Origin of the sequence: Klebsiella sp. MBT K-1 (genome assembly GCF_002556465.1) — a bacterium.
GTDB lineage: Bacteria > Pseudomonadota > Gammaproteobacteria > Enterobacterales > Enterobacteriaceae > Klebsiella > Klebsiella grimontii.
On the sequence record NZ_PDEL01000009.1, the window covers coordinates 204,892 to 226,547 of the forward strand.

15 protein-coding genes and 1 pseudogene are annotated in these 21,656 nt (G+C 56.8%); 15 read left to right on the forward strand and 1 reads right to left on the reverse strand.

Annotated features, from left to right (window positions below; all coding sequences use genetic code 11):
- Nucleotides 1-63: 63 nt before the first annotated feature.
- The 9 genes from rpsA to CMQ96_RS15655 all read left to right on the forward strand — a co-directional run bounded on the left by rpsA (nucleotide 64) and on the right by CMQ96_RS15655 (nucleotide 10,706).
- On the forward strand, nucleotides 64-1,737 hold the full coding sequence (gene rpsA / locus CMQ96_RS15615; protein ID WP_004100702.1) for a 30S ribosomal protein S1: 1,674 nt from the start codon (nucleotides 64-66) through the stop codon (nucleotides 1,735-1,737).
- Between the two features lie 150 nt (nucleotides 1,738-1,887).
- Nucleotides 1,888-2,175: an integration host factor subunit beta gene (gene ihfB / locus CMQ96_RS15620; protein WP_004100704.1), complete on the forward strand. Its 288-nt coding sequence runs from the start codon at nucleotides 1,888-1,890 to the stop codon at nucleotides 2,173-2,175.
- A 215-nt stretch (nucleotides 2,176-2,390) separates the two neighbouring features.
- Entirely contained in the window at nucleotides 2,391-4,646 is a 2,256-nt protein-coding gene (locus CMQ96_RS15625; protein ID WP_098067000.1) for a ComEC family protein, read from the forward strand.
- 45 nt (nucleotides 4,647-4,691) lie between these two features.
- The gene (gene msbA / locus CMQ96_RS15630; RefSeq protein ID WP_024360073.1) at nucleotides 4,692-6,440 is read left to right on the forward strand and encodes a lipid A ABC transporter ATP-binding protein/permease MsbA; all 1,749 of its coding nucleotides are present in this window, start codon (nucleotides 4,692-4,694) and stop codon (nucleotides 6,438-6,440) included.
- The gene (gene lpxK, locus CMQ96_RS15635; protein ID WP_024360072.1) at nucleotides 6,437-7,417 is read left to right on the forward strand and encodes a tetraacyldisaccharide 4'-kinase; all 981 of its coding nucleotides are present in this window, start codon (nucleotides 6,437-6,439) and stop codon (nucleotides 7,415-7,417) included. The genes msbA and lpxK overlap by 4 nt, the downstream gene beginning before the upstream one ends.
- Before the next feature lie 46 nt (nucleotides 7,418-7,463).
- Nucleotides 7,464-8,693, forward strand: a complete 1,230-nt coding sequence (locus tag CMQ96_RS15640; protein WP_098067001.1) for a winged helix-turn-helix domain-containing protein — start codon at nucleotides 7,464-7,466, stop codon at nucleotides 8,691-8,693.
- 52 nt (nucleotides 8,694-8,745) lie between these two features.
- Nucleotides 8,746-8,928, forward strand: a complete 183-nt coding sequence (ycaR, locus tag CMQ96_RS15645) for a protein YcaR (RefSeq protein WP_004130952.1) — start codon at nucleotides 8,746-8,748, stop codon at nucleotides 8,926-8,928.
- A complete protein-coding gene (gene kdsB, locus CMQ96_RS15650; protein WP_024360070.1) occupies nucleotides 8,925-9,671 on the forward strand; it encodes a 3-deoxy-manno-octulosonate cytidylyltransferase in 747 nt (248 codons plus the stop codon). The genes ycaR and kdsB overlap by 4 nt, the downstream gene beginning before the upstream one ends.
- 141 nt (nucleotides 9,672-9,812) lie before the next feature.
- Nucleotides 9,813-10,706, forward strand: a complete 894-nt coding sequence (locus CMQ96_RS15655) for a YcbJ family phosphotransferase (RefSeq protein ID WP_098067002.1) — start codon at nucleotides 9,813-9,815, stop codon at nucleotides 10,704-10,706.
- Here the strand turns inward: CMQ96_RS15655 and elyC are convergent.
- Nucleotides 10,683-11,462 (reverse strand): envelope biogenesis factor ElyC, encoded by a 780-nt coding sequence (elyC, locus tag CMQ96_RS15660; RefSeq protein WP_004871635.1) that lies wholly within the window; start codon nucleotides 11,460-11,462, stop codon nucleotides 10,683-10,685. The genes CMQ96_RS15655 and elyC overlap by 24 nt on opposite strands.
- Before the next feature lie 121 nt (nucleotides 11,463-11,583).
- Here elyC and cmoM point away from each other — a divergent pair.
- The 6 genes and pseudogenes from cmoM (at nucleotide 11,584) to CMQ96_RS15695 (ending at nucleotide 21,651) form a co-directional block, all read left to right on the forward strand.
- Nucleotides 11,584-12,370: pseudogene (cmoM, locus tag CMQ96_RS15665) on the forward strand (tRNA uridine 5-oxyacetic acid(34) methyltransferase CmoM).
- On the forward strand, nucleotides 12,367-13,689 hold the full coding sequence (mukF, locus tag CMQ96_RS15670; protein WP_024360066.1) for a chromosome partition protein MukF: 1,323 nt from the start codon (nucleotides 12,367-12,369) through the stop codon (nucleotides 13,687-13,689). The pseudogene cmoM and the gene mukF overlap by 4 nt, the downstream one beginning before the upstream one ends.
- On the forward strand, nucleotides 13,670-14,374 hold the full coding sequence (gene mukE / locus CMQ96_RS15675) for a chromosome partition protein MukE (RefSeq protein WP_004100725.1): 705 nt from the start codon (nucleotides 13,670-13,672) through the stop codon (nucleotides 14,372-14,374). The genes mukF and mukE overlap by 20 nt, the downstream gene beginning before the upstream one ends.
- Nucleotides 14,374-18,822 carry a chromosome partition protein MukB gene (gene mukB / locus CMQ96_RS15680; RefSeq protein WP_024360065.1) on the forward strand — a complete coding sequence of 1,483 codons (4,449 nt, stop codon included), beginning with the start codon at nucleotides 14,374-14,376 and terminating at the stop codon, nucleotides 18,820-18,822. The genes mukE and mukB overlap by 1 nt, the downstream gene beginning before the upstream one ends.
- 183 nt (nucleotides 18,823-19,005) lie before the next feature.
- Nucleotides 19,006-20,799 (forward strand): L,D-transpeptidase, encoded by a 1,794-nt coding sequence (ldtD, locus tag CMQ96_RS15685; protein ID WP_024360064.1) that lies wholly within the window; start codon nucleotides 19,006-19,008, stop codon nucleotides 20,797-20,799.
- Between the two features lie 300 nt (nucleotides 20,800-21,099).
- A complete protein-coding gene (locus tag CMQ96_RS15695; protein ID WP_004130967.1) occupies nucleotides 21,100-21,651 on the forward strand; it encodes a YcbK family protein in 552 nt (183 codons plus the stop codon).
- Nucleotides 21,652-21,656: the final 5 nt, after the last annotated feature.

Sequence of the window (21,656 nt, forward strand, 5' to 3'; positions counted from 1 at the left end):
GTTAAACAACCCCATCCGGCATGGAGCCAGGTGGACGTTAAATATGAAACCTGAAGATTAAACATGACTGAATCTTTTGCTCAACTATTTGAAGAATCCTTAAAAACAATCGAAACCCGTCCGGGTTCCATCGTTCGTGGTGTTGTTGTTGCTATCGACAAAGACGTAGTACTGGTTGACGCCGGTCTGAAATCTGAGTCTGCCATTCCGGCAGAGCAGTTCAAAAACGCCCAGGGCGAGCTGGAAATCCAGGTTGGTGACGAAGTTGACGTTGCTCTGGATGCAGTAGAAGACGGCTTCGGTGAAACCCTGCTGTCCCGTGAGAAAGCTAAACGTCACGAAGCTTGGATCACGCTGGAAAAAGCTTACGAAGACGCTGAAACTGTAGTCGGTATTATCAACGGCAAAGTTAAAGGTGGCTTCACTGTTGAGCTGAATGGTATTCGTGCGTTCCTGCCGGGCTCCCTGGTAGACGTTCGTCCGGTGCGCGACACGCTGCACCTGGAAGGCAAAGAGCTTGAATTCAAAGTCATCAAGCTGGACCAGAAACGTAACAACGTTGTTGTTTCTCGTCGTGCCGTTATCGAATCCGAAAACAGCGCAGAGCGCGATCAGCTGCTGGAAAACCTGCAGGAAGGCATGGAAGTTAAAGGTATCGTTAAGAACCTCACTGACTACGGTGCATTCGTTGATCTGGGCGGCGTTGACGGCCTGCTGCACATTACCGATATGGCATGGAAACGCGTTAAGCATCCGAGCGAAATCGTAAACGTTGGCGACGAAATCACTGTTAAAGTGCTGAAGTTCGACCGCGAACGTACTCGTGTATCTCTGGGCCTGAAACAGCTGGGCGAAGATCCGTGGGTAGCTATCGCTAAACGTTATCCGGAAGGTACCAAACTGACCGGTCGCGTGACCAACCTGACCGACTACGGCTGCTTCGTTGAAATCGAAGAAGGCGTTGAAGGCCTGGTTCACGTTTCCGAAATGGACTGGACCAACAAAAACATCCACCCGTCCAAAGTTGTTAACGTTGGCGATGTAGTGGAAGTTATGGTTCTGGATATCGACGAAGAACGTCGTCGTATCTCCCTGGGCCTGAAGCAGTGCAAAAACAACCCATGGCAGCAGTTTGCGGAAACCCACAACAAGGGTGACCGTGTTGAAGGTAAAATCAAGTCTATCACTGACTTCGGTATCTTCATCGGCCTGGACGGCGGCATCGACGGCCTGGTTCACCTGTCTGACATCTCCTGGAACGTTGCAGGCGAAGAAGCAGTTCGTGAATACAAAAAAGGCGACGAAATCGCAGCAGTTGTTCTGCAGGTTGACGCAGAGCGTGAGCGTATCTCTCTGGGCGTTAAACAGCTCGCAGAAGATCCGTTCAACAACTGGGTTGCACTGAACAAGAAAGGCGCAATCGTAAACGGTAAAGTGACTGCAGTTGACGCTAAAGGCGCAACCGTAGAGCTGGCTGACGGCGTTGAAGGTTACCTGCGCGCTTCTGAAGCTTCCCGTGACCGCGTTGAAGATGCAACTCTGGTTCTGAGCGTTGGCGACGACGTTGAAGCTAAATTCACCGGCGTTGATCGTAAAAACCGCGCAATCAGCCTGTCTGTTCGTGCGAAAGACGAAGCTGACGAGAAAGATGCAATCGCAACTGTTAACAAACAGGAAGATGCAAACTTCTCTAACAACGCAATGGCTGAAGCTTTCAAAGCAGCTAAAGGCGAGTAATCTTAGTCTTTCGGGTGACAACAACCTGAATTACGACGAGTTTACTTGACAGATTGCGGGATTCGTCCTGTAATCAAGCACAAAGGGCGGCTACGGCCGCCCTTGTTTAAGCTGTTAGCTAATTTTGCCTTGAAGGAAACCGGAGGAATAATGACCAAGTCAGAATTGATAGAAAGACTTGCCAGCCAGCAATCTCACATTCCTGCGAAAGCAGTGGAAGATGCTGTTAAAGAAATGCTGGAGCATATGGCCTCAACGCTTGCTCAAGGCGAGCGCATTGAAATCCGCGGTTTCGGCAGCTTCTCTCTGCATTATCGAGCACCCCGCACCGGGCGTAACCCAAAAACTGGCGATAAAGTTGAACTGGAAGGTAAATACGTTCCGCACTTTAAGCCGGGCAAAGAATTACGCGACCGCGCCAATATTTACGAAGAGTAAGTTTCGCCGATCGGCGACAACATACTTAAACGTTAAAAAAGCACCCTCGGGTGCTTTTTTTATGACTTTTAATCTCTCTTTGAAGCTACCTCGCAAAACGCAGGTTCTGTTGCACCAGAAAAGTAAATTCTCTGGATAGCGCGATGCAGTTTCTCTCCGTCCTCAGAGACAGCCTGCCTGTTTAGCGTAACACTCCCTCTGACAGGGAGGTGCTCATGCGTTTACCACAACTTGCGGGCTGCGTGATTATCGGTATCCTGCCGCTACTCTGGTTGCCCGTTCTGCCCGGGCGGTGGGTTACCTGGGGGTTAATGGTCCTGGCGCTACTCATTGCGCAATGTCGGCGCAGACCTGCGCAATACGCGGCATTGATAACGCTGTTTTTTGTCTGGGGAGTGCTCAGCGCTCGCCAGACGCTATGGCCGACAGAGAGGTTAACGGACAAGAATCAGCGGGTTGAAGTTGAGCTGACCGCAACGGACGGGCAGACAACGCATCAGGGCAAAATTATTCGTCTGGATGGGCGTCGGCTGTTTCCTGCTCCGGGGATTAGCCTCTACGGCAACTATCTGCCAGAAACGCCCTGCGCAGGCCAGGTTTGGGCCATGACGCTGCGGGCGCGTCCAGTCCACGGTCAGCTCAACGATGGCGGTTTCGATAGCCAACGCTATGCATTAGCGCAGCATCGTCCGTTAACCGGGCGCTTTATCACGGCTGAAATCCGGGAGCGAAACTGCAGTTTGCGAGCGCGTTATCTGGCTTCGCTGAATCACACGCTGGCCGCGTTGCCGTGGCAATCGGTGATGCTAGGGTTAGGCATGGGGGAGCGTCTGGCGATACCTCGCGAGATAAAATCCCTGATGCAGGAAACCGGCATATCGCACCTGATGGCGATTTCTGGCTTACATATCGCGCTGGGGGCTTCTCTGGGCTGGTTGCTGCTCAGGGGCGCGCAATTCTTTCTCCCGTGCCGCTGGCTTGGCTGGCGGGCGCCGCTGCTTATGGGCCTGGCGAGCGCGATATTTTACGCTGGGCTAACCGGCATGCAGCCGCCGGCGCTGCGCACCTGCGTCGCGCTGGCTGCGGGGGGCGCGCTGAGGCTATCCGGAAAACGCTGGTCGCCATGGCAGCTATGGGTCTGCTGCATTGGCGCAATACTGTTTGCCGATCCGCTGGCAATGTTATCCGAAAGCCTGTGGCTATCAGCGTTCGCCGTAGCGGCGCTTATTTTATGGTATCAACTGGCGCCGATGCCGGCCGGCAAAAAGAACTGGCTACTGCGTCAAAGCCTTGCGTTATGCCACCTGCAGATCGGATTGATGTTCCTGCTCGCTCCTCTACAGATCGCTCTGTTTCACGGTATAAGCTTAACGTCCGTGGTCGCCAACTTTATCGCCGTGCCTCTGGTGGCCTTTGTCGTCGTCCCGTTGATCCTGGCAGCCATGTTTTTACACCTCTGCGCGCCGTCTATCATTGAGATGGCGGTCTGGCAATCAGCGGACAGGATCCTGGCTATCTTATTCTGGTTATTACGCCAGCTGCCGCCCGGCTGGCTGGGGCTTGACGCTCGCTGGCTTGGGATAAGCATTGTACCGTGGCTGGCGCTGATCGTCTGGCGCTTTCACGCCTGGCGGACGGCGCCCGCATTTTGCTTGACCTGCCTCGTGCTGCTGAGCAGGCCGTTCTGGCGAAGCGCCTCAGTTGACGAATGGCGAGCCACTATGCTGGACGTAGGGCAGGGGCTGGCGGTGGTCATTGAACGTCAGGGCGCGGCGTTTCTCTATGACACCGGGCTTGCCTGGCCTGATGGCGACAGCGGCCAGCAGATTATTATCCCGTGGCTACGCTGGCACCATTTGCAGCTGGAGGGGATCGTTCTCAGCCACGAGCATCTCGATCACCGCGGTGGGCTCAACTCAGTGTTAAAAGCATGGCCGCAGACAGCGGTGCGCAGCCCGCTGGGCTGGGCTGGTCATTTAGCGTGCCGACGCGGAGAAACCTGGCAGTGGCGAGGCTTAACCTTTCGCGCGCTTTGGCCGCTGCCTGGGGCGACAAAAGCGGGAAATAATCGCTCTTGCGTGGTGCGAATTGACGATGGGCAGTACAGTATTCTGCTGACCGGGGATATTGAAACGCCGGCGGAGCTGGCGATGATTAGCCACTACTGGCAGCATCTTGCGTCTACACTTATCCAGGTTCCGCACCACGGCAGTAATACCTCGTCAGGGATAGCCCTGCTGCGGAGCGTTGGCGGCAAGGCGGCGCTTGCTTCCGCTTCTCGCTATAACGCCTGGCGTATGCCATCAGCGAAAGTGATTCAGCGCTACCGGAATCAGCGTTATCAATGGTTCGATACGCCGCATCAGGGGCAAATTACGGTCGTTTTTTCCCCGGACGGCTGGCAAATCCATGGCTTACGGGATCAAGTTTTACCTCGTTGGTATCATCAGTGGTTTGGCGGGAAGGCGTAGAACGGGTAGAATATGCGGCTATTTCAACACAAGCTGGTTTATTGAATGCAGAACGATAAAGATCTCTCCACGTGGCAGACCTTCCGCCGACTCTGGCCGATTATAGCGCCGTTTAAACCCGGGCTAATCGTTGCAGCGGTAGCGTTAGTGCTTAACGCGGCTAGTGATACCTTCATGCTATCGCTTCTTAAACCGTTATTGGATGATGGTTTTGGTAAAACGGATCGCTCCGTGCTGATATGGATGCCGCTGGTGGTGATCGGGTTAATGATTCTGCGCGGCATTACCAGCTACGTTTCAAGCTACTGTATCTCCTGGGTGTCCGGCAAAGTCGTGATGACGATGCGCCGTCGTTTATTCAGCCATATGATGGGGATGCCGGTTGCCTTCTTTGACAAACAGTCCACCGGGACGCTGTTATCGCGTATTACCTATGATTCTGAGCAGGTCGCGTCCTCTTCCTCCAGCGCGCTGATTACCGTTGTGCGTGAAGGCGCATCGATTATTGGCCTGTTCGTTATGATGTTCTACTACAGCTGGCAACTGTCAGTGATTCTGATCGTGCTGGCGCCGATCGTGTCTATTGCTATTCGCGTGGTCTCGAAGCGTTTCCGTAATATCAGCAAGAATATGCAGAACACCATGGGACAGGTGACGACCAGCGCAGAGCAGATGCTGAAAGGGCACAAAGAAGTGCTGATGTTTGGCGGCCAGGCCGTCGAAACCAAACGTTTTGATAAAGTCAGCAATAAGATGCGTCTGCAGGGGATGAAAATGGTCTCCGCGTCGTCAATTTCTGATCCGATTATCCAGCTGATCGCCTCTCTGGCTCTGGCTTTCGTGCTCTATGCTGCCAGCTTCCCGAGCGTGATGGAGACGCTGACGGCCGGGACCATCACCGTTGTTTTCTCCTCGATGATCGCGCTGATGCGCCCGCTGAAATCGCTGACTAACGTCAACGCGCAGTTCCAGCGCGGGATGGCCGCCTGTCAGACCCTTTTCGCCATTCTTGATTCCGAGCAGGAGAAGGATGAAGGCACGCGGGTTATCGAACGCGCGAAGGGCAACCTCGAATTTAAAAACGTCACCTTCAGATACCCAGGACGCGAAGTCGCCGCCCTGCGCAATATCGACCTGAATATTCCGGAAGGGAAAACCGTGGCGCTGGTCGGGCGCTCGGGCTCGGGCAAGTCGACCATCGCCAGCCTTATTACGCGTTTCTACGATGTTGATGATGGACAGATCTTGCTGGACGGCCACGACCTGCGTGAATACACCCTGAGCTCCCTGCGCGATCAGGTTGCGCTGGTGTCGCAAAACGTCCATCTCTTTAACGATACCGTAGCGAATAACATCGCCTATGCGCGTACCGAAGAGTACAGCCGCGAGCAGATTGAGGAAGCGGCGCGTATGGCTTATGCCATGGATTTTATCAACAAAATGGACAATGGCCTGGATACGATTATCGGTGAAAACGGCGTGATGCTTTCCGGCGGCCAGCGTCAGCGTATCGCAATCGCTCGCGCCCTGCTGCGTAACAGCCCGATCCTGATCCTCGACGAAGCCACATCGGCGCTGGATACCGAATCCGAACGCGCGATTCAGGCCGCGCTGGACGAACTGCAGAAAAACCGCACCTCGCTGGTTATTGCCCACCGTCTGTCGACGATTGAGCAGGCTGATGAGATCGTGGTGGTGGAAGATGGTCAGATCGTTGAGCGCGGCAGCCATACCGATCTGCTTGAGCACAAGGGCGTCTACGCTCAGCTGCATAAGATGCAGTTCGGCGCATGATTGCTCGTATCTGGTCCGGTGAGTCGCCCTTATGGCGGCTGCTGCTTCCGCTCTCCTGGCTCTATGGCCTGGTGAGCGGGTTGATACGGCTTAGCTATAAACTGGGCTGGCGAAAAGCCTGGCGAGCGCCGGTGCCGGTCGTGGTGGTGGGTAACCTGACCGCAGGCGGCAATGGTAAAACGCCGGTTGTCGTCTGGCTGGTGGAACAGCTCCAGCAGCGCGGTATTCGCGTTGGTGTCGTTTCACGCGGCTACGGCGGTAAAGCAGCGAGCTATCCGCTGCTGCTTAATCCGGATACCCGCACCGGGGAAGCGGGGGATGAGCCGGTACTGATTTACCAGCGTACCGGCGCGCCGGTTGCCGTCTCGCCGGTACGCAGCGATGCGGTACAGGCCCTGCTTGCCGCCAAGGATCTTCAGCTTATCGTCACTGATGATGGCCTGCAGCACTATAAGCTGGCGCGCGACAAAGAAATTGTGGTGATTGACGGCGTGCGCCGTTTTGGCAACGGCTGGTGGCTGCCCGCCGGGCCTATGCGTGAGCGCGCTTCGCGTTTACGCAGCGTGGATGCGGTTATTGTTAACGGGGGCCTCGCCCGCCCGGGAGAAATTCCGATGCAGCTTCGCCCCGGACTGGCGGTGAATCTGCTGACCGGTGAACGCCGGGATGTCGCGGCGTTTGACAACGTGGTGGCGATGGCCGGAATCGGCCACCCTCCGCGTTTCTTCGCCACTCTTGAAAGCTGCGGCGTACAGCCGGTCAAAACCGTTGCCCTGGCCGATCATCAGGCATTGACGCAGAGCGCTGTCGCCGCCCTGGCGACAGCGCGGCAAACTCTGCTGATGACCGAAAAAGACGCGGTGAAGTGCCGCGAGTTTGCGCAGGCAAACTGGTGGTATCTCCCGGTCGACGCGATAATGACTGATGAACGCGCGCAGCGGTTGCTCACTGACTTAATTACGCTGGCGCAACGCTGATTTTGTCCATCACCGCTTGCGCCTGAACCCTTAACGGAGTAGCTGCATGCCGGTATTGTCCCTCTCGCTTAAAGATGCCCGCCATCTCCACCTCGCCGCGCAGGGGCTGCTGAAAAAGCCCCGTCGTCGCGCCAGGCCCGAGGACATTCTACAGACCATCAGGCAGATGTCCCTGCTGCAAATCGATACCATCAACGTGGTTGCCCGCAGTCCTTACCTGGTGCTTTTTAGCCGCCTTGGCCGCTATCCTCAGGGCTGGCTGGACGAGGCGCTCCGCGCCGGCGAGCTGATGGAGTACTGGGCGCACGAAGCCTGCTTTTTACCGCGCAGCGACTTTTCGCTGGTGCGTCACCGCATGTTGGCGCCGGATAAAATGGGCTGGAAATATCACAAAGCGTGGATGACCGAGCACGCCGCAGGCATTCAGGAGTTGCTGGCCCATATTGCTGAAAATGGCCCGGTGCGCTCGGCCGACTTCGAGCATCCGCGCAAAGGCGCCAGCGGCTGGTGGGAGTGGAAACCGCATAAGCGCCATCTTGAAGGTTTATTTACCGCCGGTGAAGTGATGGTTATCGAGCGGCGTAATTTTCAGCGCGTTTACGACCTGACCCATCGGGTGATGCCGAACTGGGACGATGCGCGAGATGGGCTCTCTCAGGAGCAGGCTGAAGCCATTATGTTACGCAATAGCGCTCGTAGCCTGGGGATTTTTCGCGCGCAGTGGCTGGCGGATTATTATCGTCTGCGTCAGCCCCCGCTGCCGCTGCTGCTGGCGAGTTGGCAGGATGAGGGGCTGGTGGTGCCGGTTAACGTTGAGACGCTGGGCGAAATGTGGCTTCACCGTGATGCCCTGACGCTGCTGGAGTCCTCTCCCGGCGGCAGGCTCGCCGCCAGCCACAGCGCCGTGCTCTCGCCTTTCGATCCGGTCGTATGGGATCGCAAACGAGCGGAACAGCTGTTTAGCTTTACCTACCGCCTGGAGTGCTACACTCCCGCGCCGAAACGGCAGTACGGCTATTTTGTGTTACCGCTGCTGCACCAGGGGAGACTGGTTGGCAGAATGGACAGCAAAATGCACCGTAAAACCGGCGTGCTGGAAATTATCGCCCTGTGGCTGGAAGAGGGGGTAAAGGTGACGTCCGGGCTGGAGAGCGGGCTAAAACGCGCCATTGATGATTTTGCCCTCTGGCAGGGCGCCGCGCGAGTGACCTGCGGACGGCTACCTCCGGCGCTTTTTGCCGGCCTGCAGCAGGGTTGGGAAATTGACGCCGCCTGAGCCCACGTGTGATATGCTGCTGAAGAATCTATTCGGTCCATCTGGAGGAATCATGGATCACCGTTTACTTGAAATTATCGCCTGTCCGGTTTGTAACGGTAAGCTGTATTACAGCCAGGATAAGCAAGAACTGATCTGCAAACTTGATCGCCTGGCTTTTCCGCTGCGTGAAGGCATTCCCGTACTGCTGGAAACCGAAGCGCGCCCGCTTCCTGTAGAAGAGAGCCAGTCATGAGTTTCGTGGTTATCATCCCCGCGCGCTTTGCTTCTACCCGCCTGCCAGGGAAACCGCTCCAGGATATCAACGGCAAGCCGATGATTGTCCACGTTCTGGAACGCGCGCGCGAATCCGGTGCCGAGCGTATCATCGTTGCTACCGACCATCCGGACGTGGCCCGTGCGGTGGAAGCCGCCGGTGGCGAAGTCTGCATGACGCGTGAAGATCATCAATCTGGTACCGAACGCCTTGCCGAAGTGGTCGAAAAATGCGCCTTCAGCGATGACACCATCATCGTTAACATTCAGGGCGACGAGCCGATGATCCCGCCAGCCATCGTGCGGCAGGTGGCCGAAAATCTGGCGGCAAGCACGAGCGGTATGGCGACCTTAGCGGTGCCAATCCACGATGCGGAAGAAGCGTTTAATCCGAATGCGGTGAAGGTCGTGATGGATGCTGAGGGCTATGCGCTCTACTTCTCACGCGCCACCATTCCGTGGGATCGCGATCGTTTCGCCAAATCCCGCGAGGCTGTTGGCGATTCGCTGCTGCGCCATATTGGGATTTATGGCTATCGCGCCGGATTTATCCGCCGCTATGTTAGCTGGGCACCGAGCCCGCTGGAGCAAATAGAGATGCTCGAGCAGCTGCGCGTGCTGTGGTACGGCGAGAAAATCCATGTCGCGGTGGCGGAAGTGGTTCCCGGTACGGGTGTCGATACACCGGAAGATCTGGAGCGCGTTCGCGCGGAGCTGCGTTAATCCCTCCGTCCCCTCCGCCAGGAGGGGATATCCCCAGGCCGTTATTCCATACTTTTTTACGTCAATTTTGATCTCACCCGATGACAACCCCGGCGCAGGCGCTCATTATGAATCCGGTAGTATTCATAGGGGTAATCAGAAATGGAACAGTTGCGTACCGAGCTGAGCCACCTGCTGGGTGAAAAACTAAGCCGCGTGGAGTGCGTCAGCGAGAAACCCTCGTCGGCGCTGTGGTCGCTATATGATGCACAGGGAAACCCAATGCCGCTGCTGGCGCGCAGCTTTACGACGCCGGGGGTGGCGCGCCAGCTGGCGTGGAAAATATCGACCCTCGCGCGAAGCGGCACCGTGCGTATGCCGGTTGTCTACGGCGTAATGACGCATGAAGAGCATCCCGGCCCCGATGTTCTGCTGATCGAACGGCTGCGCGGCGTCTCGGTTGAAGCCCCCGCCCGCACGCCGGAGCGCTGGGAGCAGCTGCAGGAGCAGATCGTTGAAGCGCTGCTGGCCTGGCACCGGCAGGACAGCGGCGGCTGCGTCGGGATGGTCGATAGTACTCAGGAAAACCTCTGGCCGTACTGGTATCGCCAGCGCGTGGAGGTGCTATGGAGCACGCTGAATCTTTATCATGATACCGGCCTGACGATGCAGGATAAACGCATTCTGTTCCGCACCCGCGAATGCCTTATGGATTTGTTTAAAGATTTCAATGATAACTGCGTGCTGGTACACGGTAGCTTCACGCTGCGCAGCATGCTTAAAGATCCGCGCAGCGATCAGCTGCTGGCGATGGTCGGGCCGGGTATGATGCTCTGGGCGCCGAGGGAATATGAGCTATTCCGTCTGGCCGATAGCGGTCAGGAGGAGGAGCTGCTGTGGCACTATCTCCGGCGGGCGCCGGTGGCGGAAGCGTTTCTCTGGCGGTGCTGGCTGTATCTGCTGTGGGACGAAGTGGATAATCTGGTGAATACCGGGCGCTTTGACCGCACCCGGTTTGATCTGGCGGCTAAATCAATCCTGCCCTGGATCGCCTGAGGATCCTTTCAGCCATTGCCAGATGCGGCCTAGCGTTTCGTAACCCACCCGATCGCTATGCATGAGCCAAACGGGCGAAGGAATTGCTCGCTCCCATGGGTTGAGCGGTGACTCAATCGCCAACTGGTTGGCCGGCGCGGGCAGGGGGGTTAGCCCGGCGCGGCGAAAGAAAATCATCGCCCGCGGCAGATGCGAGGCGGAGGTAACCAGCAGGAACGGCGCATCGCCTATCGCCTCCTTCACCGCGGCGGCTTCTTCTTCGGTGTCTTTGGGTTTATCCAGAACGATGATTTCGCTGCGCGGTATCCCCAGACTCTCGGCAACTCTGGCCCCGGCTTCCGCCGTGCTGACTGGATTCGTTTTTGCCGCGGCGCCGGTAAAAATGAGTTTCGAGCCCGGGTTTTCATACCACAGGCGGATCCCCTCCGTCAGCCGCGGCAGGCTGTTGTTGATGAGATTTGAGCTGGGGGCCCAGTTCGGATTCCAGGTGTAGCCGCCGCCAAGTACGACGACATACTGCACGCGCTTTTCATCTCTCCACGTCGGGTATTTATCTTCAATCGGCTTTAGCAGGCTATCGGCTACGGGTTGCAGGCTCAACAGCAGTAACAGTAGCCAGCCGAGGCTGACGCAGAGCTTGCCGGTGCGCTGGAAACGGCTAAACCACAGCAGTGCGATCCCGAGCGCAATCAGCAACAGCAGCAGGGGAAGCGGCAGCATCATGCCGCCTAAAACCTTTTTCAGCGTAAAAAGCATGCCGTACGGTTCCTTTTTTAACCATCTAACCAAAGATATACCCGGATCTTACAACAGATCGCTTCATTCTCCGCGCGGGTATGACAAAATAGCGGCTTTGTGTTGGCGTGTGGAGTCACCCGTGCAGGATCGTAATTTCGATGATATTGCTGAAAAGTTTTCGCGCAATATATATGGCACCACCAAAGGCCAGCTGCGGCAGGCGATCCTCTGGCAGGATCTGCAACCGCTGCTGAACCAGCTGGGGCCTGGGCCATTGCGAGTTCTTGACGCGGGCGGCGGCGAGGGACAGACGGCGATCAAAGTGGCGGAAATGGGCCATCACGTCACGTTATGCGATCTTTCCGGTGAAATGGTGGCTCGCGCCAGGCAGGCGGCTGCCGATAAAGGTGTGATCGACAACATGCATTTTGTACAATGCGCGGCTCAGGATATTGAGCAGCATTTGGAAAGTCCGGTCGATCTGATACTGTTTCATGCGGTGCTGGAATGGGTAGCCGAACCTCAGGCGATGTTGCGTACGCTGTGGGCGATGCTGCGTCCCGGCGGCGCGTTGTCGCTGATGTTCTACAATGCTAACGGTCTGTTGATGCACAATATGGTCGCCGGAAATCTCGACTATGTGCAAATCGGCATGCCGAAAAAGAAAAAACGCACGCTGTCGCCGGACTATCCGCGCGATCCGCAGCAGGTTTACGGCTGGCTGAAAGAGATTGGCTGGCAGATTACCGGTAAGACAGGCGTACGGGTGTTTCATGATTATCTGCGTGAAAAACACCAACAGCACGACAAATTTGCGGCGCTGCTGGAGCTGGAAACGCGCTACTGTCGCCAGGAGCCGTATATTAGCTTAGGCCGTTATATTCACGTCACCGCGCTTAAGCCGCAGATGCAAGGATAAACTATGAGTGAATTTTCCCAGACAGTCCCCGAACTGGTTGCCTGGGCCAGGAAAAATGATTTTTCTATTTCGCTGCCGGTCGACAGACTCTCTTTTCTGCTGGCGATCGCCACGCTGAACGGCGAGCGGATGGAAGGGGAAATGACCGAGGGAGAACTGGTGGACGCGTTCCGCCACGTGAGTGATGCGTTTGAGCAGACCAGCGAAACCATCAGCCAGCGCGCCAATAATGCCATTAACGATATGGTGCGCCAGCGTCTGCTGAACCGCTTTACCAGCGAAATCACCGAGGGTAATGCTATTTATCGCCTGACGCCGCTGGGCATCGGGATCACCGACTACTATATTCGCCAGCGTGAGTTCTCCACCTTGCGCCTGTCGATGCAGCTCTCCATCGTTGCCGGCGAACTCAAGCGCGCCGCCGACTCGGCAGAAGAGGGCGGCGATGAGTTCCACTGGCATCGTAACGTTTTCGCCCCGCTGAAGTACTCGGTAGCGGAAATTTTTGACAGCATCGACCTGACTCAGCGGATCATGGATGAACAGCAGCAGTTGGTGAAAGATGATATTGCCCAACTGCTGAACAAGGACTGGCGAGCGGCGATCTCCAGCTGTGAGCTGCTGCTGTCGGAAACCTCCGGCACCCTGCGCGAACTGCAGGATACGCTGGACGCGGCGGGCGATAAGCTGCAGGCAAACCTACTGCGTATCCAGGACTCGACCATGGCGCGCGACGATTTGAATTTTATCGATCGTCTGGTGTTCGATCTGCAAAGCAAGCTGGACCGCATCGTCAGCTGGGGCCAGCAGGCGATTGACCTGTGGATCGGCTACGATCGCCACGTGCATAAATTTATCCGTACCGCCATCGATATGGATAAAAACCGCGTCTTCGCGCAGCGTCTGCGTCAGTCGGTGCAAACCTACTTCGACGCTCCGTGGGCGCTCACCCACGCGAATGCCGATCGACTGCTTGATATGCGCGATGAAGAGATGGCGCTGCATGATGAAGAGGTCACCGGGGAACTTCCGGCGGATCTGGAGTACGAAGAGTTTAACGAAATTCGCGAACAGCTGGCGGCGCTGATTGAAGGACAGCTGGTGGTCTATAAAGAGAAGGGACTGCCGCTGGATCTTGGCCTGGTGGTTCGCGAATATCTGTCGCAGTATCCGCGCGCACGCCACTTTGATGTCGCGCGCATTGTGGTCGACCAGGCGGTACGTTTGGGCGTAGCGCAAGCAGATTTCACCGGACTGCCGGCAAAATGGCAGCCGATTAATGATTACGGAGCCAAGGTACAGGCGCATGTCATCGACAAATATTGAACAAGTGATGCCGGTTAAACTGGCGCAAGCGTTGGCTAATCCGTTATTTCCGGCGCTGGATAGCGCCCTGCGCGCGGGCCGCCATATCGGCCTCGACGAGCTGGATAATCACGCATTTTTAATGGATTTTCAGGATTACCTGGAAGAATTTTATGCTCGCTACAACGTCGAGCTGATTCGCGCCCCGGAAGGATTTTTCTATCTGCGTCCGCGGTCGACCACGCTGATCCCGCGCTCGGTGCTCTCCGAGCTGGATATGATGGTGGGCAAAATTCTCTGCTATCTCTACCTCAGCCCGGAGCGCCTGGCGAATGAAGGCATCTTCACCCAGCAGGAGCTTTACGACGAGCTGCTGACTCTGGCGGATGAAGCCAAGCTGCTGAAGCTGGTCAATAACCGTTCTACCGGCTCCGACCTTGATCGCCAGAAACTGCAGGAAAAAATGCGCGCTTCGCTCAACCGCCTGCGCCGTCTCGGCATGGTGTGGTTTATGGGCCACGACAGCAGCAAATTCCGCATCACCGAATCGGTATTTCGCTTCGGCGCCGATGTGCGCGCCGGTGACGATCCGCGCGAAGCCCAGCTGCGTATGATCCGCGACGGTGAAGCGATGGCGCTGGAAAATCGCCTGCAGCTTAATGATGAGAATGAAGAGAATCAGCCGGATAGCGGGGAGGAAGAGTAATGATTGAACGCGGTAAATTTCGCTCGCTAACGCTGGTTAACTGGAACGGCTTTTTTGCCCGGACTTTTGATCTTGATGAATTAGTGACCACGCTTTCCGGTGGTAACGGGGCCGGTAAATCCACGACCATGGCCGCCTTCGTCACCGCGCTGATCCCGGACCTGACGCTGCTGCACTTCCGTAACACCACGGAAGCGGGGGCCACCAGCGGCTCGCGCGATAAAGGCCTGCACGGTAAGCTGCGCGCTGGCGTCTGCTACTCGGTGCTGGACGTGATCAACTCCCGCCACCAGCGCGTGGTGGTCGGCGTTCGCCTACAGCAGGTGGCCGGTCGCGATCGTAAAGTCGATATCAAGCCGTTTGCGATCCAGGGCCTGCCAACCTCCATCCAGCCAACCCAGCTGCTGACCGAAACCCTTAACGAGCGCCAGGCGCGCGTGGTGACGCTCAACGAGCTGAAAGATAAGCTCGAAGCGATGGAAGGGGTGCAGTTTAAGCAGTTTAACTCTATTACCGAATATCACTCGCTGATGTTTGACCTGGGCGTGGTGGCCCGTCGCCTGCGTTCGGCTTCGGACCGTAGCAAATACTATCGCCTGATCGAAGCCTCGCTGTACGGCGGTATTTCGAGCACCATTACCCGCTCGCTGCGCGACTACCTGTTGCCGGAAAACAGCGGCGTGCGTAAGGCGTTCCAGGATATGGAAGCGGCGCTGCGTGAAAACCGCATGACGCTGGAAGCTATCCGCGTGACGCAGTCGGACCGCGATCTCTTCAAGCATCTGATCAGCGAAGCCACCAACTACGTTGCCGCCGACTATATGCGTCACGCCAATGAACGGCGCATTCATCTCGATAAAGCGCTGGAATATCGCCGGGATCTGTTCACCTCCCGCGCTCAGCTCGCGGCGGAACAGTATAAGCACGTCGATATGGCCCGCGAACTGCAGGAACATAACGGCGCGGAAGGCGATCTGGAAGCCGATTACCAGGCCGCCAGCGACCATCTGAACCTGGTACAGACCGCGCTGCGCCAGCAGGAAAAAATCGAGCGCTATGAAGCGGATCTTGATGAACTGCAGATTCGCCTCGAAGAGCAAAATGAAGTCGTCGCGGAAGCGGTTGATCTACAGGAAGAGAACGAAGCCCGCGCCGAAGCCGCCGAGCTGGAAGTGGATGAGCTGAAAAACCAGCTTGCCGACTACCAGCAGGCGCTGGACGTGCAGCAGACCCGCGCGATTCAGTACACCCAGGCGCTGCAGGCGCTGGAGCGGGCAAAAACCCTCTGCCATCTGCCGGACTTAACCCCGGAAAGCGCCGACGAGTGGCTGGAAACGTTCCAGGCGAAAGAGCAGGAAGCGACGGAAAAAATGCTGTCGCTGGAACAGAAAATGAGCGTGGCGCAAACCGCGCACAGCCAGTTTGAACAGGCATACCAGCTGGTGGCGGAGATCAACGGCCCGCTGGCGCGTAATGAAGCCTGGAACGTAGCGCGCGAGCTGCTGCGCGAAGGCGTTAATCAACGCCATCAGGCTGAACAGGCGCACGGGCTGCGCAGCCGCCTGACCGAGCTCGAACAGCGCCTGCGTGAACAGCAGGACGCCGAACGCCAGCTCAATGAATTCTGTAAGCGGCAGGGCAAACGCTACGATATCGATGAGCTGGAAGCTCTGCATCAGGAGCTGGAAGCCCGCATCGCGTCGCTTTCCGACAGCGTCTCCTCCGCCAGCGAACGGCGGATGACCCTACGCCAGGAGCTGGAACAGCTGCAGTCGCGGACGCAAACGCTGATGCGCCGCGCGCCCATCTGGCTGGCGGCGCAGAACAGCCTTAACCAGCTGTGCGAGCAGAGCGGCGAGCAGTTTGAGTCCAGCCAGGAAGTCACCGAATATCTCCAGCAGCTGCTGGAGCGTGAACGCGAAGCTATCGTGGAGCGCGATGAAGTCGGCGCCCGCAAGCGCGCTATCGATGATGAAATTGAGCGTCTTAGCCAGCCGGGCGGTTCGGAAGATCAGCGCCTGAACGCGCTGGCGGAACGTTTTGGCGGCGTACTGCTGTCGGAAATCTACGATGACGTGAGTCTCGATGATGCGCCTTATTACTCCGCGCTCTACGGTCCTTCCCGCCACGCCATCGTGGTACCGGATCTGTCGCTGATTGCCGATCAGCTCGAAGGTCTTGAAGATTGTCCCGAAGATCTCTACCTGATCGAAGGCGATCCGCAGTCGTTTGATGACAGCGTATTCAGCGTCGATGAGCTGGAAAAAGCGGTGGTCGTGAAGATTGCCGATCGCCAGTGGCGCTATTCACGCTTCCCGACGCTGCCGCTGTTTGGCCGCGCGGCCCGCGAAAGCCGTGTTGAAACCCTGCACGCCGAGCGCGAAAGCCTGTCCGAGCGTTTTGCGACGCTGTCGTTTGATGTGCAGAAAACCCAGCGCCTGCATCAGGCGTTCAGCCGCTTTATCGGCAACCATCTGGCGGTGGCCTTTGAGGACGACCCGGAAGAGGAAATCCGCAAACTGAATACGCGTCGCGGCGAACTGGAGCGGGCGCTGACTGCCCATGAGAGCGATAACCAGCAGAACCGGGCGCAGTATGAGCAGGCCAAAGAGGGGGTATCCGCCCTCAACCGCCTGCTGCCGCGTCTGAATCTACTGGCCGACGACTCGCTGGCCGATCGCGTGGATGAAATCCAGGAACGCCTTGACGAAGCGCAGGAAGCCGCGCGCTTCGTACAGCAGCACGGCAATCAGCTGGCAAAGCTGGAGCCGATCGTTTCCGTTCTTCAGAGCGACCCGGAGCAGTTTGAACAGCTGAAAGAAGACTATGCGTATTCGCAGCAGACCCAGCGCGACGCGCGTCAGCAGGCGTTTGCGCTGACCGAAGTGGTGCAGCGTCGCGCCCACTTTAGCTACTCTGATTCCGCAGAGATGCTCAGCGGTAATAGCGATCTGAACGAGAAGCTGCGCCATCGCCTGGAGCAGGCGGAAGCGGAACGTGCCCGCACCCGCGACGCGCTGCGTACCCACGCCGCGCAGCTCAATCAGTACCATCAGGTGCTGGCATCGCTGAAAAGTTCGTATGACACCAAAAAAGAGCTGCTCAACGACCTGCATAAAGAGCTTAAGGATATTGGCGTACGCGCCGACGCCGGCGCCGAAGAGCGCGCCCGTCTGCGCCGCGATGAGCTCCACGCTCAGCTCAGCAACAACCGCGCGCGCCGCAATCAACTTGAGAAAGCGTTGACCTTCTGCGAAGCGGAAATGGATAACCTGACCCGCAGACTGCGCAAGCTGGAGCGCGATTACTGCGAAATGCGCGAACAGGTGGTCAGCGCCAAAGCGGGCTGGTGCGCGGTCATGCGCCTGGTGAAAGACAACGGCGTGGAGCGTCGCCTGCATCGTCGCGAGCTGGCTTACCTGTCCGCAGATGAGCTGCGCTCCATGTCGGATAAGGCGCTCGGCGCGCTGCGTCTGGCGGTCTCGGATAACGAACATCTGCGCGATGTGCTGCGTATTTCTGAAGATCCGAAACGCCCGGAACGCAAAATCCAGTTCTTTGTCGCCGTGTATCAGCATCTGCGCGAGCGTATCCGCCAGGATATCATCCGCACCGACGATCCGGTGGAAGCGATTGAGCAGATGGAGATCGAACTCAGCCGTCTGACGGAAGAGCTGACCAACCGCGAGCAGAAGCTGGCCATCAGCTCCCGCAGCGTGGCCAATATTATCCGCAAGACTATCCAGCGCGAGCAAAACCGTATTCGCATGCTCAACCAGGGGCTGCAGAGCGTCTCCTTCGGCCAGGTTAACAGCGTGCGTCTGAACGTCAACGTGCGGGAAACCCACTCGATGCTGCTGGACGTGCTGTCTGAACAGCATGAACAGCATCAGGATCTGTTCAACAGCAATCGTCTGACCTTCTCGGAAGCGCTGGCGAAGCTGTATCAGCGCCTGAATCCGCAGATTGATATGGGGCAGCGTACGCCGCAGACCATCGGCGAAGAGCTGCTGGACTACCGCAACTATCTGGAGATGGAAGTGGAAGTTAACCGTGGTTCCGACGGCTGGCTGCGCGCGGAATCCGGTGCGCTATCGACCGGTGAGGCTATCGGTACCGGGATGTCGATCCTGGTGATGGTGGTACAGAGCTGGGAAGATGAATCTTCGCGCCTGCGCGGTAAGGACATTTCGCCGTGTCGTCTGCTGTTCCTTGATGAAGCGGCGCGTCTGGATGCCCGCTCTATCGCGACGCTGTTCGAGCTCTGCGATCGTCTGGAGATGCAGCTGATTATCGCGGCGCCGGAAAATATCAGTCCGGAAAAAGGCACCACCTATAAGCTTGTGCGTAAGGTCGTGAATAATCACGAGCACGTGCACGTCGTCGGTCTGCGTGGCTTCGCGCCGCAGCTGCCCGAAACGCTGCCGGGAACGGCAAATGCTTCATAGGGTGGTATAATAACCAGCCAAAGGGCGACGCGATGTCGCCCTTTTTGTTATCCGTTCCTGTATTTTAGGATTGTATAATCTTTTAACTTCTTTACATTTGGGAAGGCAAAAGCGTTTTCGTCTTCATATACTGAAAGTAAGCCCCAATTTAGCGGGCAGCAATGTGTTAACAGGGGGCAAGGGATGTTGCTAAAGAAACGGTATGGTCGTCAATTGTCCGCGCTCAGTCTGAGCCTGGCTTTTGCATTTGCTCCACTGTTCAATGTCCAGGCCGAAGAGCCTGAAGTGGTACCATCGGATAGCGCTACCGCCATCAGCGAGCTTTCTTCTGCGCTGAGCCAAAGCGCAAACCAATCTGCGGCGGTCGCCAAAATGGCCGGCGAGCAGGCGCTTCCAGCCGAGGCGGCGGCAAAAAGCCGTGCCGATATTCAGGCGGTGCTGCCGACCGGTTATCAACCCGTATTTATGAATCCGCTGGTATCGCTGTATGCGGCCAGGGATATGAAACCGATGTGGGATAACCGCGAGGCGGTGCAGGCGTTTCAACAGCAGCTGGCTGAAGTGGCTATCGCCGGTTTCCAGCCGCAGTTCACCACCTGGGTTGAGCTGTTGACCGACCCGGCAGTGAACGGTCTGGCGCGGGATGTTGTTCTTTCTGACGCCATGATGGGCTATCTGCATTTTATTAGCGGTATTCCGACTCAGGGCAACCGCTGGCTGTACGGCACCAAACCGTATGCGATGTCGACGCCGCCTCTGTCGGTCATTAACCAGTGGCAGGTGGCGCTGGATAACGGTTCGCTGCCGCAGTTTATTGCCGGGCTCGCCCCGCAGCATCCGCAGTATGCCGCAATGCATCAGGCGCTATTAGCGCAGGTTGCCGATTCCCGTCCATGGCCGCAGCTTACCAGCAAGACGTCGCTGCGCCCGGGCGAATGGAGCAATGATGCCGGCGCGCTGCGCGAAATTTTACAGCGCACCGGTATGCTGGATGAATCGGCAAAGATTGCTTTGCCGGGCGATGAGGTGGTGAGCCCATCTGCCGGGAAAAAGGCCAAAAGCAGCGGCCGCGGCGTTTACGATCGCCAGTTAGTCGAGGGCGTTAAGCGCTTCCAGGCCTGGCAGGGGCTGGGCGCTGACGGTGTGATTGGTCAGGCGACCCGCGACTGGCTCAACGTTTCTCCCGCGCAGCGCGCCGGCGTGCTGGCATTGAATATTCAGCGTTTGCGCCTGCTGCCGGGTAATCTGGCGACCGGCATCATGGTGAATATTCCCGCCTTTTCGCTGGTCTATTACCAGGACGGTAGCCAGGTGCTGGCATCGCGGGTTATTGTTGGTCGCCCGGACCGTAAAACGCCGATGATGAGCAGCGCCCTGAACAATGTCGTGGTCAACCCGCCGTGGAACGTGCCGCCGACGCTGGCGCGCAACGATATTCTGCCGAAGGTGCGCAATAACCCAGGCTACCTTGAGCAGCACGGCTATACGATGATGCGCGGCTGGAATAGCAAAGAGACAATCGACCCTTATCAGGTCGATTGGGAAACGATAACCGCATCGAATCTGCCGTTCCGCTTCCAGCAGGCTCCCGGCGCGCGCAATTCGCTGGGGCGCTATAAATTCAATATGCCAAGCTCGGACGCTATCTATTTGCACGATACGCCAAATCACAATCTGTTCCAGCGGGATGGGCGTGCGTTGAGCTCCGGATGCGTACGCGTCAATAAAGCCTCTGAGCTGGCGAATATGCTACTGCAGGATGCTGGCTGGAATGACGCGCGTATTTCAGATGCGCTTAAACAGGGAAACACCCGCTACGTTAATATTCGCCAGAATATCCCGGTTAATCTCTATTATTTGACCGCGTTTGTCGGCGCTGATGGACGTACACAATATCGAACAGATATTTACAATTACGATCTCACCGCGCGATCCAGCGCACAAATATTGCCTAAAGCTGAACAATTAATCAGATAAATGAAGTAGTTCAACGGATTTGGTTGTCCTATCTGTGTGTGAAAACGGGCCTGGCATGCTGCAAGGCCCGAGTTTACTGGGGTTAGGCTACCTTGACGTTGGCAATAATGCCCGGTAAGGTGCCTTTCGTGCGCCAGAAGTGCATATACATATAATCCTGCAAAGGCGTTGTGGCGGTAAGCAGCCCATTCTCCATAGCTGATATTGATTAGCCTTAGGGGAGCGAGCGCGCGCTGGCGGCTAACGGGCGGATTGCGGGAAAAGTATATTACGATTCATTTACCTGTAGACCTGATTATCATGGACAAATTTGACGCTAATCGCCGCAAACTGCTGGCGTTAGGTGGAGCCGCGCTCGGTGCTGCTGCCATTCTGCCTGCGCCGGCATTTGCCACCCTCTCGACCCCCCGACCGCGTATTTTGACGCTGAACAACCTGCATACTGGTGAATCACTCAAGGCGGAGTTTTTCGATGGCAGAGGCTATATTCAGGATGAATTAGCAAGACTTAATCATTTTTTCCGCGACTATCGCGCGAATAAGATTAAATCCATCGATCCCGGTTTGTTCGATCAACTCTATCGTTTGCAGGGATTACTTGGCACCAACAAGCCTGTCCAGCTTATTTCCGGTTATCGTTCTGTTGATACCAATAATGAGCTTCGCGCCCGCAGCCGAGGGGTGGCGAAACACAGCTACCACACTAAAGGCCAGGCGATGGATTTCCATATTGAAGGCATTTCGTTAAGCAATGTTCGCAAAGCGGCGTTATCTATGCGCACAGGTGGTGTAGGATACTACCCACGTAGCAACTTTGTGCATATTGATACCGGGCCGGTACGGCACTGGTAACGAAA

Coding starts and splice junctions, on each gene's coding strand:
- rpsA (WP_004100702.1), top strand. CDS start 64: ATGACTGAATCTTTTGCTCAACTATTTGAAGAATCCTTAAAAACAATC.
- ihfB (WP_004100704.1), top strand. CDS start 1,888: ATGACCAAGTCAGAATTGATAGAAAGACTTGCCAGCCAGCAATCTCAC.
- CMQ96_RS15625 (WP_098067000.1), top strand. CDS start 2,391: ATGCGTTTACCACAACTTGCGGGCTGCGTGATTATCGGTATCCTGCCG.
- msbA (WP_024360073.1), top strand. CDS start 4,692: ATGCAGAACGATAAAGATCTCTCCACGTGGCAGACCTTCCGCCGACTC.
- lpxK (WP_024360072.1), top strand. CDS start 6,437: ATGATTGCTCGTATCTGGTCCGGTGAGTCGCCCTTATGGCGGCTGCTG.
- CMQ96_RS15640 (WP_098067001.1), top strand. CDS start 7,464: ATGCCGGTATTGTCCCTCTCGCTTAAAGATGCCCGCCATCTCCACCTC.
- ycaR (WP_004130952.1), top strand. CDS start 8,746: ATGGATCACCGTTTACTTGAAATTATCGCCTGTCCGGTTTGTAACGGT.
- kdsB (WP_024360070.1), top strand. CDS start 8,925: ATGAGTTTCGTGGTTATCATCCCCGCGCGCTTTGCTTCTACCCGCCTG.
- CMQ96_RS15655 (WP_098067002.1), top strand. CDS start 9,813: ATGGAACAGTTGCGTACCGAGCTGAGCCACCTGCTGGGTGAAAAACTA.
- elyC (WP_004871635.1), bottom strand. CDS start 11,462: ATGCTTTTTACGCTGAAAAAGGTTTTAGGCGGCATGATGCTGCCGCTT.
- mukF (WP_024360066.1), top strand. CDS start 12,367: ATGAGTGAATTTTCCCAGACAGTCCCCGAACTGGTTGCCTGGGCCAGG.
- mukE (WP_004100725.1), top strand. CDS start 13,670: ATGTCATCGACAAATATTGAACAAGTGATGCCGGTTAAACTGGCGCAA.
- mukB (WP_024360065.1), top strand. CDS start 14,374: ATGATTGAACGCGGTAAATTTCGCTCGCTAACGCTGGTTAACTGGAAC.
- ldtD (WP_024360064.1), top strand. CDS start 19,006: ATGTTGCTAAAGAAACGGTATGGTCGTCAATTGTCCGCGCTCAGTCTG.
- CMQ96_RS15695 (WP_004130967.1), top strand. CDS start 21,100: ATGGACAAATTTGACGCTAATCGCCGCAAACTGCTGGCGTTAGGTGGA.